12 protein-coding genes are annotated in these 14,780 nt (G+C 36.6%); 5 read left to right on the top strand and 7 right to left on the bottom strand.

Translation table 11 applies throughout. The annotated features are described in order from the left end of the window. Window positions 1-117 precede the first annotated feature (117 nt). The 4 genes from H1R81_RS03985 to H1R81_RS03970 all read right to left on the bottom strand — a co-directional run bounded on the left by H1R81_RS03985 (window position 118) and on the right by H1R81_RS03970 (window position 1,999). Window positions 118-597, bottom strand: coding sequence for a YdeI/OmpD-associated family protein (locus tag H1R81_RS03985; protein WP_229251043.1), 480 nt, complete (start codon window positions 595-597; stop codon window positions 118-120). Beyond that, on the bottom strand, window positions 594-950 hold the full coding sequence (locus H1R81_RS03980) for a TfoX/Sxy family protein (RefSeq protein WP_181839373.1): 357 nt from the start codon (window positions 948-950) through the stop codon (window positions 594-596). The genes H1R81_RS03985 and H1R81_RS03980 overlap by 4 nt, the downstream gene beginning before the upstream one ends. Window positions 951-1,224: 274 nt before the next feature. Further along, window positions 1,225-1,443, bottom strand: coding sequence for a hypothetical protein (locus H1R81_RS03975; RefSeq protein ID WP_181839372.1), 219 nt, complete (start codon window positions 1,441-1,443; stop codon window positions 1,225-1,227). A gap of 133 nt (window positions 1,444-1,576) precedes the next feature. Continuing rightward, window positions 1,577-1,999: an OsmC family protein gene (locus tag H1R81_RS03970; RefSeq protein WP_181839371.1), complete on the bottom strand. Its 423-nt coding sequence runs from the start codon at window positions 1,997-1,999 to the stop codon at window positions 1,577-1,579. A 271-nt stretch (window positions 2,000-2,270) separates the two neighbouring features. Here H1R81_RS03970 and H1R81_RS03965 point away from each other — a divergent pair, with 271 nt between their 5' ends. The 5 genes from H1R81_RS03965 (at window position 2,271) to H1R81_RS03945 (ending at window position 9,637) form a co-directional block, all read left to right on the top strand. Then, window positions 2,271-3,173 carry an NmrA family NAD(P)-binding protein gene (locus tag H1R81_RS03965; protein ID WP_181839370.1) on the top strand — a complete coding sequence of 301 codons (903 nt, stop codon included), beginning with the start codon at window positions 2,271-2,273 and terminating at the stop codon, window positions 3,171-3,173. A 13-nt stretch (window positions 3,174-3,186) separates the two neighbouring features. Beyond that, window positions 3,187-4,107 (top strand): AraC family transcriptional regulator, encoded by a 921-nt coding sequence (locus H1R81_RS03960; RefSeq protein WP_181839988.1) that lies wholly within the window; start codon window positions 3,187-3,189, stop codon window positions 4,105-4,107. 263 nt (window positions 4,108-4,370) lie between these two features. Further along, window positions 4,371-5,792: an Asp-tRNA(Asn)/Glu-tRNA(Gln) amidotransferase subunit GatA gene (gene gatA, locus H1R81_RS03955; RefSeq protein ID WP_181839369.1), complete on the top strand. Its 1,422-nt coding sequence runs from the start codon at window positions 4,371-4,373 to the stop codon at window positions 5,790-5,792. 164 nt (window positions 5,793-5,956) lie between these two features. Continuing rightward, a complete protein-coding gene (locus H1R81_RS03950; RefSeq protein WP_181839368.1) occupies window positions 5,957-7,504 on the top strand; it encodes a lytic transglycosylase domain-containing protein in 1,548 nt (515 codons plus the stop codon). 552 nt (window positions 7,505-8,056) lie between these two features. Beyond that, a complete protein-coding gene (locus tag H1R81_RS03945) occupies window positions 8,057-9,637 on the top strand; it encodes a hypothetical protein (protein WP_181839367.1) in 1,581 nt (526 codons plus the stop codon). A gap of 139 nt (window positions 9,638-9,776) precedes the next feature. Here the strand turns inward: H1R81_RS03945 and H1R81_RS03940 are convergent, their stop codons facing one another. The 3 genes from H1R81_RS03940 to H1R81_RS03930 form a co-directional block, all read right to left on the bottom strand. Then, window positions 9,777-10,055, bottom strand: a complete 279-nt coding sequence (locus tag H1R81_RS03940; RefSeq protein WP_181839366.1) for a hypothetical protein — start codon at window positions 10,053-10,055, stop codon at window positions 9,777-9,779. 281 nt (window positions 10,056-10,336) lie between these two features. Beyond that, window positions 10,337-12,964 (bottom strand): DNA mismatch repair protein MutS, encoded by a 2,628-nt coding sequence (gene mutS / locus H1R81_RS03935; protein WP_181839365.1) that lies wholly within the window; start codon window positions 12,962-12,964, stop codon window positions 10,337-10,339. A 197-nt stretch (window positions 12,965-13,161) separates the two neighbouring features. After that, the gene (locus H1R81_RS03930; RefSeq protein WP_229251042.1) at window positions 13,162-14,691 is read right to left on the bottom strand and encodes a response regulator; all 1,530 of its coding nucleotides are present in this window, start codon (window positions 14,689-14,691) and stop codon (window positions 13,162-13,164) included. Window positions 14,692-14,780: the final 89 nt, after the last annotated feature.

Below are 14,780 nucleotides of genomic sequence, written 5' to 3'. Positions count from 1 at the left end.
TGTGTTTTAAGATAAAAGTAAAGATAGAGAATTAATTGTGAATCCTGAAAAGTGAATTGTGAAGATTGACCACAAGAAGATAATATAAAAACAATGACAGCGTCGAAATCGGGTATTTTATTTATAAAATTTCTGTCCTTTTTCTATTCTTTCTAAAGTTTTAACGATTCTCTCTGTTTTGGTTTCATCGGTTTTGGCAGAATAAATCCAATTAATAAAAGCCTTTTTCTCTCCATCTGAATAATTAAGGAATTTTTCATAAAGTCCTGATTCGTTTTGAAGGCATTCTATTAATTCCTCAGGAATTTCAATAGGTAAATTGTCGGCAAATAGTTTTATCCTTACTTTATCACCTGCCTGTTTTTTTATTTTTTTCCTGATTTCCAGTTTTACAGGCATAAAAAGCATTCCATTTTTCATTGACCACAGATTAAAATTCTTAATCTCAAAGTCATCAATGGTGCCTCTGACACTGAGTAAGCCAAAAGGCCCATGCTTATCTTGTATTATCTTCGGAATTTCAGCAAAGGTCCACCCTCCTTTGCCTTCAATTTTTTGGAGCAGGAATTCATCATCCACTAAAGGTTTGTCCATCATTTCTTCGATTTTTTAGCAAAAGGATTAAAATCAAGACATAATTGTATCCAATAGGTTAAGTCCTTTTGGGTTCTGAAACCATTTCCGGTTACATAAACATAGCCTTTCATGGCTTTACCTGTAAACTCCATCGGAATACAGTTGCTGCTTTCAAGGGCCATTTCGTAGGCATCATCTCCAATTCTGCAAAGCATTAGGTCTTCGCCAGTTTTTTTATCAATATGTGTTCCGCAACACATTTTATCATCAACCATGATACACACACCACTAAACATTTTCTTCTCTGAAAATTCTACCTGCTTCTCTATTAATATTTCTCTTATGCGGTTTAGAAAATTTTCGCTGTAGGGCATTGGAGTATTGTTATAATTTAGATAGATAAAGATAACGAATGAATAGCAAATTACGAATTGAGAATATGTGAATATTATGATTTATTATTAGAGAGAACCTCAATGCTGAAACATATGGCTCTTTTCTTAAGGTTAACTTATCATTTTAATCGTTTAAACAATGGTTAAAAATATATACAAAAAAAAGTCCCCGAACGCTTCGGGGACCATTTCTTAATAATCAAAAACAGAAAAATTTTATATAACAGGTAATGTAAGTTAAAAACGCTTTAGATTATCGTGCCTTTTTTTCGCAACTGGTTTTACATTCTTTTTTGCTGGCTTCTTTCATTTCTTTGGCACATTCTTTTTCCATAGCCTTATTACAACATTTCATTTCTTGTTTTTCTCTCTTTTTTTTGCTTTTCCCCAAATCAAAAGCATAAGCAGAAACACCAACAAAAAAACTAAAAAATACCATACTCAGGACACGGCAAGATAATGAGGTTTTCATAATAATGATAACGTTTATAGTTGAAAAACACGTATGGTCATGTCTTCACAAACACTATGCCAAATACAAATAGTGGGTTAATCCTCTCTTTAGCCAACCTTTTGATACTGGTCCCAAAATCCTTTTATATGCTTTACTCATTTAAAGAATATGAATGAGTAATTTCTGCCGATGCTGATAACTGAGCAGTAGCCGAACAATACTTCTCCATAGAAAGTTTAATAGCTCTTTCAATCTTTTCAGAGTCTATAGTTCCTTTAAAAGCAAAATGGACATTAATTTTTCTGAAAGGTTTCATTTCTGTACCTTCAATCTGTACACGTTCACCTTCAACCGAAATTTTTAGATCTTCAATTACCTGTCGTTGTTTTTTCAGTACCAATATCACATCAATCGCAGTGCAACCTCCCAAACCCATTAATAATAGTTCCATAGGTCTTGCACCAAGATTGTGTCCACCTATATCTACATTGGCATCTAAATGTACTCCAACACCTGATGTTCCTTTCGCTTCAAAATGAAAAGCATCATCTATTCTGACTAATTCAACTTTCATATATTTATTTTGTTCTAATGCGTTGGTTAAAACTATCTACTAAATCATTAATACTTACCTCGACCGACATTTATATCTGGTGGCAAGTTAGTTTAATTTATGAGATAACACCGAATTCGTTTACTAAAGTTTCCTGATTATATTATCCGAAATCAGCAGAAATAGTATCCTAAAACTCTCCCTTTCATTTTTGACTACAACAAAAGGCGATTCGGCTACATCCGTCTTCGGGCTATTATTGAATTTTGCATCAACAAAATAACAGAAAAAAATGAAAATAGTAGTAACAGGTTCGTTAGGACATATCGGTAAACCATTGACACAAGCATTGGTGCAAAAAGGACATTCCGTTACAGTTATCAGCAGCAAGGCTGAACGACAAGCTGAAATAGAAGCTTTGGGGGCAATAGCCGCCATCGGCACAATGGAAGATGCTCATTTCTTAACCGAAACTTTTAAAGGAAACGACATAGTGTACACCATGGTAACACTCAATTCGGATAGTGATTTTGATAAGGATATTGACGTTGTAGCCGTTTTATCTCAAATAGGCAACAATTATAAACAAGCCATTCAGGAATCAGGTATTAAGCGAGTAATTCATCTGAGTAGTATCGGCGCTCATATGAAGAAAGGAAACGGAATGCTTGCCTTTCATTATAGAATTGAGCAAACATTGAATCAATTGCCGGAAGATGTTTCTATCAAGTTTATGCGGCCGGTTGGTTTTTATTATAATATGTTTGCATTCATCCCGACCATAAAATCGCAAAATGCCATTATCTCTAATTATGGTGGCGATGAGAAAGAACCCTGGGTTTCGCCACTCGATATTGCTGAAGTTATTGCCGAAGAAATAGAAAAGCCATTCAATGGTAGAGAAATCCGCTATATTGCAAGTGATGAGGTATCTCCAAACGAAGTAGCCCAAACTTTGGGTGAAGCAATCGGACAAGCTGATTTGAAATGGTTGGCGATTCCTGACGAACAATTCAAGAACAATTTAATAGCGATTGGCATGAATCCTCAAACCGCCAGGGGGTTTATGGAAATGAACGGCAGCAGACGTGGTGGTGTTTTATATGAAGATTATGCGCGTAATAAACCAACACTCAGCAAAACCAGATTAGTTGATTTTGCGAAACAGTTTGCAGCAGTTTACCGTCAACAATAAATTATTTCAGGCATTGGCTACTACCAAAACTTACCGGATAAAAACCATCAGCGAATTTCACCAGATACGTGGTTTGCAGAAACCTGATCATCCACTGATTAGTGTGGTGGATTATAGCCGTATAAAGCATACGGCTGAGCATAATGAACACCATTGTGTGCTGGATTTTTATTCAATTTCTTTAAAACGTAATTCGGTTGCTAAAATAAGATATGGGCAACAGGAATACGATTTTGATGAGGGCGTGATGTTCTTTATAGCACCCGGACAAGTATTTGGTGTTATTGTCGATATGTCTGTTCCATCGACACATTCGGGGTGGATGCTCTTGATTCATCCCGATTTCTTATGGAATACTTCGTTAGCCAAAACCATTAAAAATTATGAATATTTTGGCTATGGTGTCAATGAAGCGCTATTTCTTTCTGAGAAAGAGGAGGGAATTATGCTTAATATTATCCAGAATATTCAGCATGAATATCATTCTAATATTGATAAGTTTAGCCAACAGATTATCATTTCACAGATTGAAACCTTGCTCAATTATTCTGAAAGATTTTACCATCGTCAGTTCATTACCCGTCAAAAAGCCAATCATCAGGTGCTCGATCGTTTAGAAAAACTATTGACTGATTATTTCAATAGTGAAGATTTATTAAAAAACGGTCTGCCTACTGTTCAGTTTATTTCCAAAACACTCAATATATCGCCAAATTACCTGCGGGGTTTACTGAAAGTACTAACCGGGCAAAGCACCCAACAGCATATTCACGATAAACTGATTGATAAAGCCAAGGAGAAACTATCTACTACCAATTTATCAGTCAGCGAAATAGCCTATGATCTGGGCTTTGAACACCCGCAATCTTTCAGTAAATTATTCAAGACTAAAACTAATTTTTCTCCTTTAGAATTCAGGCAGTCTTTTAATTGAAAGAATAGTACCTTAGTAGGTTATTTATTCTTTTTTTAGTGCCTACTGCGAACGGGACATTCGCACCACAATTGGGTGTTTTCAGCCTCCTTTTTCCTTGCTCCATTCTTCTTTCTTCTTTTCTTATTGAAAGTTTTTTAAGAAATTGCATTTCCAAATGACTTTCTGAACCAGAAATACTCCACTTAAACGTGCTTTCAGTAAGCCGATTTTGTGGCAAATAGACTATTTTTTCTATAGAAAAAGCGAAAAAAACCGACAAAATGGCGAAATACAATTCATTCAAAGAAATTCAGGTGGCTATCAGTCAACAAGAGACTTCCTGTGTCGAATTGGTAAAATATTATCTGCAACGGATTGAAGAAAATAAAAATCTTAATGTTTTTTTAGAAGTATATGCCGACGAGGCTTTAAAGCACGCCGAGGAGGTTGATCATAAAATTAAAAACGGTACAGCCGGACGTCTCGCCGGAATGGTGATTGGTGTAAAAGATGTATTGGCGCACGAAAACCATGGTTTGCAGGCAGCCAGTAAAATACTGGATAAATTCGAATCGCAGTTTACAGCAACAGCAGTACAGCGGGTAATTGACGAAGACGTGATTATCATCGGTCGCCAGAATTGTGATGAATTTGCAATGGGTTCATCAAATGAGAATTCTGCTTTTGGAGTGGTGCGCAACTATGCCGACACATCCCGTGTTCCTGGCGGTTCTTCGGGCGCATCTGCAGTAGCGGTTCAAGCAGATATGTGCCTTGCTTCTTTGGGTTCAGACACCGGCGGGTCGGTACGTCAGCCTGCGGCTTTTTGTGGAGTAATTGGTGTAAAACCTACTTATTCGAGAGTATCGAGATGGGGACTAATCGCCTATGCATCTTCTTTTGATTGTATAGGCCCTATTACAAGAGATATTGACGATGCAGCACTTCTATTAGAGATTATGGCAGGTGCCGATGAATATGATACCACTGTTTCAACAAAAGAAGTTCCCGCCTATTCAATGAATCTTGCTCCAAAAAAACAATATCGCATTGCCTATATGCGTGAAGCCCTTGAAAGTGAAGGACTTGATGAAGATGTGAAGCAACGAACTTTTGAGAAAATAAATTGGTTAAGAGACCAAGGGCATGTGGTGGAGGCTGTCGACTACCCATTGCTGAAATATCTACTTCCTACTTATTATATACTCACAACCGCTGAGGCCAGTTCAAATCTGTCTCGTTTCGATGGCGTAAAATATGGCTATCGGGCAAATGCAGATAAGATAAAAAACCTGGAGAATCTGTATAAAAAAACCCGGACTGAAGGATTCGGAGCCGAGGTGCGCAGGCGCATTATTTTAGGCACTTTTGTATTAAGTGCAGATTATTATGATGCCTATTATACCAAAGCACAGCGGGTTCGTCGTTTAATAAAAGAATCAACAGATAAAATCTTGTTGTCATACGATTTTTTGATTTCGCCTACTACTCCCACACCCCCTTTTAAAATTGGAGAAAAATCGGAGGATCAGTTGCAAATGTTCTTAGCTGATATTTTTACAGTACAAGCGAACGTGATTGGAAATCCGTGTATTTCGATACCAAACGGCCAGAATGCCGAGGGATTGCCCATCGGAATACAGGTGCTTGGCAGAAATTTTGAAGAAAGTGAAATGCTCGCATTTGCTAAATTTTTGCAGTAATAATAAGCCATAATAGCTTATTATTTTTTCAGAAAAAATTGAAAATATCAAAAAAAACTTATCAATTACTTGACAAACAAGAGGTTATGGTTTACTTTTGGAAAAGTTTGCTTTCCTATATCCATAACAAATACTAAGGTTCCTTAGTAAAAGAGATTGAAATTATGACATTAATCAAGAAGTTTCTCGTTTTAACGAGCCTTGTTGGCTGTGCCAGCTTTGCGTCGCAAGCCCAGTCTGTAATCCCTCAGGAAGCTATCACAGTTTCTTCAGAAGACACTCTCACTGAACAAGTTTCTGCTTCTACCGTTGAAGCCTTCATTCCATCTGCTGATGTAAGAACCGTTCGTGAAGGCTTTCAGAAAATGCAAAAGACCATTCCTTTAGAGTACAACTCTACTGTTCACAGCTTTGTAGATTATTTTATTTACAAAAAACCGAGCTTTACGAAACGCATGCTTGAAAGGAAAGACTTTTATTTCCCCATTTTCGAGAAATATCTTGCCAAGTATGAGATGCCCGACGAACTCAAGTATTTGTCATTGATTGAGTCAGGGCTTAATCCGAAGGCAATTTCAAGAGCTAAGGCCGTAGGATTATGGCAGTTCATGAAACCCACAGGCCGTGAACATGGATTAAGAATTGATGAATACGTAGATGAAAGAATGGATATCGAAAAAGCAACAGACGCTGCTTGCAGATATTTCAGACAATTATATCGAATATTTGGTGACTGGGAGTTAGTATTAGCCTCTTATAATACCGGTCCTGGCAATTTAAGAAGAGCCATCCGTCGGGCTGGAAATATCACTAACTACTGGCAGCTCCATCCTTATCTTCACAGAGATACGCGTACTTATGTTCCACAATTTACCGCTATTATGTATATGATGCACCACGCGGATGAATATGGAATTGTTGCTGAAGACTCTCTGAAAATGAGTCCAAGGGAATATCAGACTGTAACTATTGACGGGTACGTAGATGTAGAAACTTTTTGCAATGCCAGCGGTATCAGTTTAGATGATATTCAGTTGTTAAATCCGCAATTACTTAAAGGCTTCGTACCCACATGGAACCGTGGACTTGAACTAAGGCTACCAGTTGAGAGCTATGCTTATTTTGAGGAGAACCGACAGATGATTCTTGATTCGGCTTCAAAAGACCACGGCACAACTATGCTTGCAACAAATAAGAATCAGGGCGAAGACGGAGTCATTATCATTGGTGGGAATAATAAATATCCTGTAGCAAGTGCAGATGACGGAGAAGGAGATGAAGTGGAGGCAAATGTAAAACCCTTAAAAACCGAGGATGAAGTTAAGAAAATACGTAAAGTAAAACGGAGAGTTTATGTAGTTAAAAGAGGAGATGTACTCAATAAAATTGCTGATAAATTTGATGTTGATGTGTACGATATTAAAGTATGGAATAAATTAAAATCATCAAAAATCATGAGTGGTCAGAAACTGGTGATACTTGATGACGACAATGAAGAAGTAGCTGAAGTAGAACGCACAATAAAAGCCGAAAGAAAAACGAAAAAAGAAATAGAGAAAACTAAACCTAAATACCACGTAGTACAAAGAGGTGATACCTTATGGAAGATTTCTCAACGCTATGGAGGTATATCAATAGAAAAAATCAAAAAAATGAATGGTCTGCGTTCAAACAGTGTGAAAGCTGGTCAAAAATTAAAAATAAGCTCTTAAGATTACAAAAATATAGAAAAAAGCACCTGAGTAATCGGGTGCTTTTTTTGTTCATTCGCTAACTTCTTCTATCGGAACACAAAAAAATCATTTTATTACCCTCTATCAGAATTAAAAAAACTTGCAACAAGCTCGAGTGCTTATAAAACTGGAGCTTCAAAGCATATCATTGGCCAATCAAAAACTTTATCTTAACCATCAAAATGTCATATAGTCTTCCCCTTACCTCCGAAATGATTTTCTGAATAGTCGAACGATATTTTTTGTCAATTAGCCCTTCCGTAATATCTATCTCCCAGCAATTATTTATCCTAAAAGTTCTTCTTGAAACTTTTTACAAATCCATCCAAATACCAAGATCACTCGATAAAAAAAAACAATGGAAGTATAAAAAAACATTGTTCATTATTCCATTTTTTTTTAAATTTCAGCAATCCCTTTCATCATTCTTACTGAAACTGCACCATGATAAACTTTGACTCTGAGCCCAGATTGTATTTGGCAATTTGCAACTTATTACTCGTTGTAGCAGCATTTTTAAGTTTATATCCATTGTTAAAAACTCCTGCCGAAAAGCTAAAAATATTTACTTACTTATTACTCGCTACCTTTACAATAACATTTACTGCCTTTCGCTTGCCGGTTATTGTTTATAACGTTGCTCTTAACCCTGATGAAAGTATGTTCATTGTTGGAGCAATGACACTCGCTGAAAACCCTATCTATTGGGAGTCAGTTGATGGTTGTACAAGTGGACCATTTAGTTTTTATGCTATTACCGCTTTTTGCGAGTTTCTCAGACAACCCTATGATTATATTTCTGCCCGGATTATGGGCTTGTTTCTGATGGTTAGTAATCTGCTCCTGAATTTTTTTACGCTCCGCAAGTTTTTCTCCATAGCAGTCGCTACCACAAGCATTTTTTGCGTGGTAGCATTTCTTGGTACAACCAGACATCCTGATTTTGTACATTTTGGAAGTGAGCACCTTCCGGTTTTCCTTTTAAGCATTATGAGTTTTTTATATGCCCAAATAATACAAAGCTCTAAACTTCAGAAAAGCCATCTTTTCTGGCTTGGGTTTGTTGCAGGAATGGTGTTGTTCACAAAACTTCAAGCTGCACCCATAGCAGCTTCTATTGTGGGTCTTACCTATTGGTTTATTTACCGGAAAAAGAGAAAACAATTACTATCTTATTTCAATATGCTAACATTAGGAGGTTTATGCGTGCCTTGTTTATTATTTGCCTCAGGTATCTATTTTGGTTTTTCGAAGGAGATATGGGTCTATTATATACAGCATAATTTAGGATATGGAAGTGATGCTTCAATCATAAGTGGTTTACTTGAATCTTTTAATGACCCTTCAAATATTTTCACAAAAATTATTGTTGTACTAACAATCCTGATAATAACCTTCCAGATTATCTATAAAAAATTATTTAAACCTACAGCAATTACACTATTTATTGTAGTATTTATTAGTAGCAGTATTTTTGCCGTCTTTAAACCAGGTTTTATGTTTCATCATTATCTTTTATTATTAGTATTTCCTACAACTTTTCTTTTAGGCTATTTCATTTATATCTTCTTAGGCCTCTCAAATACCTATATAAAAAATACAGGTATAGCAACGGTAATTTTAATAACGGTATCCTCTACACTTATAATTCCTTTAAAAAACGAATATATTACAACTACAAAAAGAACTATGAGTGTTTCTCCGATAGGAAAAGAAATACTGAAGTACACACTACCAGACGAGCCACTTATAGTCTGGGGCGAATCAGGGAAACACTATTTAGAAACTAAAAGAATGCAGGGCGTCAGATGGAGTCATACCTATTGGGGAATGTACAGCGATTCACTACAAAAGCTTTTCAGGAAAGAGTATATAAAAGAATTTCAAAGCAAGCTTGCACCTGTCTTTATAGATACACACGCAAATGAAGGGTCGTTTATATTACGCAAAGACTGTGGATACGAAACCGTGCCTGAGCTTAAAAAATTAGTTAATGAAAAATACCAGTTTCTTACAGAAATTGACCAGCAACGAATTTTTGTTAGGAATGACAGACTTGCAGAAATCAAAAAGAATGAAAGTGAGATAAAACAAAGTGATGGTACTGAATAGTAAGCTATAAAATTCGACTTCTGCCAAAAAGAAAAAATGCTTATTATCTTAAAAACAAAGCCTCAATTTGCATATTACAGCTTTCTGAGGCTTTTAAAACGAGTTAGTATTCTAATAATCTACATATTTCAAAACTTATTTATTTCATAAGAAAGCCTGCAATTGTACTTTCTATTTTTCGCATAGGTACCAGAAAAGGTTTATCAGTAATTGTTACTTCTATACGTGTTTCAGAACTATTGGGCTCTGAAAGCACCAGATAGCTGCCTTTTATATCACCAATAGGTGTATCAAGGCTAAAAATACCTTTATTGCTGTCTCCATTAAAAATACCACCTTTTTCAGTAATGGCACTATTGGCGGTTAAAATAAACTGATTGGATGTACCTGGGAAATCAATGTTAAATGATGATGCCATAGTTGTTAGAGTTTAAAATTGAAAATAGTCCGCTACTGCGGATGCTAAAAGTTTGTGGATTTATTAATTGCTATATATATAAAACCCCAAAATGCCGAGTAGTGTTCCGCATCAGGATTTTTATAATTTTCATTAAATATAAGGAAAAGTAGTCTGACAACCTTACATCAGAATCAAATTTCTTGCTGATAAGGCTCAGTTATATAATTCTACCCTGCCTATACGCTTTTCTGCCAGCACCTGAAAAGCAGATAGTCAACTATAAAAGTTTTACTATTTTTCTACACTAATTTTACTAATTCATTCAATTTCAGTAAAGCTTCAATTGGCGATAAAGTATTGACATCAATTGCCTTGAGCTTATTTTTAAGCTCATCTATCTTTGGATCTTGCGGCTCAAAAAAACTTAGTTGAATATTATTTTTGGGTGCCTGCTGTATTTTTTCTTTATTATCTTCCTTAATATGATCTTGCTCCAGATGATGTAATATTTCGTTAGCTCTCAATACGACTGATTGTGGCATTCCGGCCATTTGTGCCACGTGAATCCCAAAACTATGCTCACTTCCCCCCTCTTTCAGTTTCCGTAAAAATACCATCTTGTTATCCACTTCTCTGACCGACACATTAAAATTCTTTATTCTTGCAAAATCCTCGGTCAATTGATTCAATTCATGATAATGTGTGGCAAAGAGTGTCCAAGGCTTACTTTTAGGATGATTGTGTAGATACTCTGCAATACTCCAGGCAATACTTACACCATCGTATGTGCTTGTACCACGGCCAATCTCATCCATAATTATCAAACTCCGGTCACTCAGATTATTCAGAATGCTTGCTGTCTCGGTCATTTCAACCATAAATGTTGACTCTCCCCTTGATAGATTATCACTTGCTCCTACCCTTGTAAATATTTTATCAACCAAACCTAATTCAGCGTTTAAGGCAGGCACAAAGCTACCCACCTGCGCCATAAGTACAATTATAGCAGTTTGCCTTAGCAGAGCTGATTTCCCGGCCATATTCGGGCCGGTAATAATAATAATTTGCTGTGTTTCGTCATCCAGAAACAAATCATTTGGCACATAGCTTTCACCCAAAGGCAATTGTTGCTCAATAACAGCATGGCGCCCTTCCTTAATATTGATAACCTTACCATCTGAAATCTGAGGCTTGCAGTAATTGTTTTTACGTGCCACTTTGGCAAAAGAAGACAATGCATCAAGTACCGAAACAATGCGTGCATTCTGTTGAATCTGCCCAACAAACTCACCGGCTGCCAGAATCAAGTCATTAAATAATCTGTTTTCAATGTCAAAAATCTTCGATTCGGCAGTCAGAATTTTTTCTTCATAAATTTTCAGTTCTTCCGTAATATACCTTTCTGCATTTACCAATGTCTGCTTGCGTATCCAATCAGTCGGAACTTTGCTTTTATGTGCGTTAGACACTTCAAGATAGTATCCGAAAACCTTATTATAGGATATTTTCAAAGAGGGGATACCTGTGCGTTGCGCTTCACGATTCTGAATCTCAATCAGAAAATCCTTACCCGAAAAAGCTATTGTATGGAGTTCGTCTAAATCGCTGTCAACTCCGGTTTTAATCATATTGCCCTGATTAGTAACCACAGGTGGCTCGTCACGCAACTCCCTTTCGATTTTATCAACCAGATATTGGCAATCAGTTAGTTGATTCACATATTTCTGTAAAACAGAAAATTCTTTACCACCAACTTCAAGCAGTTTTTTGATAGGTAATACCTGCGACAAGGCTCGTTTCAATTGCACCATTTCACGTGGATTGATACGACGAACCGCCACCTTAGAAATTAATCTCTCCAAATCACCAATAGGCTTTAGCAAAAGAGACAGATTTTCTGCCATTTCATCATTATTCACAAAAAAATCAACAGTATCTAATCGCTCCTGAATCAGACTTTTATCTTTCAAAGGTAATACCAACCATTTGCGCAGTAACCTTGCACCCATCGGTGTGATTGTCTGGTCTAAAACCTGAATTAATGGTACCCCTCCCTCATTCTGGGCAAAAACCAGTTCAAGGTTACGGATAGTGAACCTGTCAAGCCACACATACTTGTCTTCATCCAGACGCGTCAGGCGGGAAATATGCCCCATCTCTTTATGTTCAGTATCAGACAAGTAGCGGAGAATAACCCCGGCTGCTACAATCCCCTCAGTCAGGTTTTCAACACCAAAACCTTTCAGCGATGAAGTTTTGAAATGATTAATGAGCAAATTATAGGCAAAATCATATTTATAAGCCCAATCTTCAAAACAGAATTCATTGAATTTATCTCCAAAAGTACCCTGAAAATCGTGGCGGTGTTTTTTACAATACAACACTTCTGACGGCGCAAAACTCTGTAATAATTTATCTATATAAGCCGTATTACCCTCGGTAGTGAGAAACTCACCGGTTGATACATCCAAAAAAGCCACGCCAAAATAATCGGATCTTGCAAAATGGATTGATGCCAGATAATTGTTCTGCTTCGTATTGAGTACGTTATCGTTGAAAGAAACGCCCGGAGTAACCAATTCAGTGACCCCTCTCCTTACTATGCCTTTGGCTGTACTTGGGTCTTCCAATTGATCACAAATAGCTACACGTTGCCCTGCCTTTACTAATTTAGGCAAATAGGTGTCTAAAGAATGGTGCGGAAACCCTGCTAATTCTTCCTGTGCTCCTCCATTATTACGGCGGGTGAGTACTATACCTAATATTTTAGATGCCCTGATGGCATCCTCTCCGAATGTTTCATAAAAATCACCCACACGAAACAAAAGCATTGCTCCAGGGTACTTTGACTTAATTTGATTGTATTGTCGGTTGAGAGGGGTCTCTTTAGCTTGCTTTATTAATTCTTCTTTAGACGGACGTGCCACTTTATACTTATTTTATTTCCTAAATTACAAATTTACACATTTTTAATCTGTGAAGCTACATTGAATCCGTAAATTGGCATCAGGTATGACCCTTTGTTATAAAACTCAAAAGCCTCAACTCTCTAAGAGAATGAGGCTTTAAAAGGGTAAATTTCTTTTACTACTAAGGGGGTTAAATAACTTTACTAAAACTTTTGTTAAGCTCGTAAAGCATACTTGTTGATTTTTTGAAATAACTCTTTTGGGTTGAAAGGCTTCGTAACAAAACCATTCATACCTACTTCATAAACTCTGTCTTGTGTATTAAGAACCGAAGCAGTAAGAGCGATAATCGGAGTTCTTTTGTCGAATTTTCTTATATTTTCTGTAGCGGTATAACCATCCATTTCAGGCATTAAAAGGTCCATTAAAACAATCTGATAATCATTTTTAGACAGTTTCTCAACGGCAATTCGTCCGTTAGCGGCTGTATCGTAGTTCATCCCCCATTTTTCTAAAAATCTTGTAGCAATTTTTACATTAATCGGATAGTCTTCTACTAATAGTACTTTAGTACCTTTCAGAATTTGCTGGTCTAAGATTTCCTCCTTTCTTATAATCTTATTCGGTTGAACGGCCGTTTTCAGATTAATGGCAAAAAAGAAGTCTGAGCCTTTACCGACTTCGCTTTCTACATGAATTTTGCTACCGTGCAGTTCCAATAACTTTTTAGTAATTCCCAAGCCTAATCCAGTTCCTCCGAAACGCCGGGTAATCTGCTTATCAGCCTGGGCAAACTTTTCAAAAATTCTCGACAAATTTTCCTGAGCAATTCCTATCCCTGTATCCTTAACCGAAACATCAATACATACCGAATCATCTGTAAAATGATTCAATCGGACTTTCATCGTAATTTGTCCGTGATCTGTGAATTTCACTGCATTATTTACCAGATTATTCATTATCTGACTCAGGCGAAGCGGATCTCCGATAAGGTGTTCAGGAATATTATCATCATAATCTAATTCAATTTCTACCTCTTTTGAAGCCGCATGCACCTCAATTGATTTCTTGATATTACTGATCAGGTCTTTAATATTGAAGTCGATACTTTCGAGTTCAACCTTTCCTGCCTCAATTTTACTGAAATCAAGAATATCGTTGATAAGCACATTCAGGTTTTCGGCAGAAAACTGTAAAATTTTAAGATTCTCAAGCATTTCGTTACTATGATTTTCCTGTTGCATCAGGTAGGTCATAGCAACAATTCCATTGAGAGGTGTTCTGAGCTCATGGCTCATCATTGATAAAAACTCAGTCTTAGCATCAGAGGCCTTGTCGGCATCTTCTTTAGCCTTTCTTAACTGAATTTCAATGCCTTGTTGATAAATCAACAGTTTTTTGATAAATACAGCCAGTTCAAACAGGTTTTCGCCATCAAAATCAGGCAATTTGTAATGTTTGGGTAAATCCAGTTTACTGATACCTTCCGAAAGTTTCTGAACAGATTCTCGTCTCTGTTCAATTTCTTCCTGCAACTTACGATTGATCTCAGCATACTTTCTTTCACTCGGGCGTACTAATGCTTTAAGCTGCTCTTTTTCATGTTCAAACCTGAAACACAGGTCGTTTACCGACTTTAAGAAACCGTCCATGAATTTATATCTTGAATGGTTTTTGGGTAAATGTTCATTAATCAATTCAGCCAGCAATAGATGGTAATTTTCGGCATCCATAACGTTTTTCATACTCTTTAGCAATAAAGATTTTGATTATAATTATGACAAAACAAGAATAGTAGCGCACAAGCACTATTATTACTTCTATAATGAAAGCA

Origin of the sequence: Emticicia sp. BO119 (assembly GCF_013912375.1) — a bacterium.
In the GTDB taxonomy this organism is placed as follows: Bacteria; Bacteroidota; Bacteroidia; order Cytophagales; family Spirosomataceae; genus Emticicia.
The sequence above is the reverse complement of the archived record's forward strand: the minus strand, read 5'-3'. Positions and strand labels throughout refer to the sequence as shown.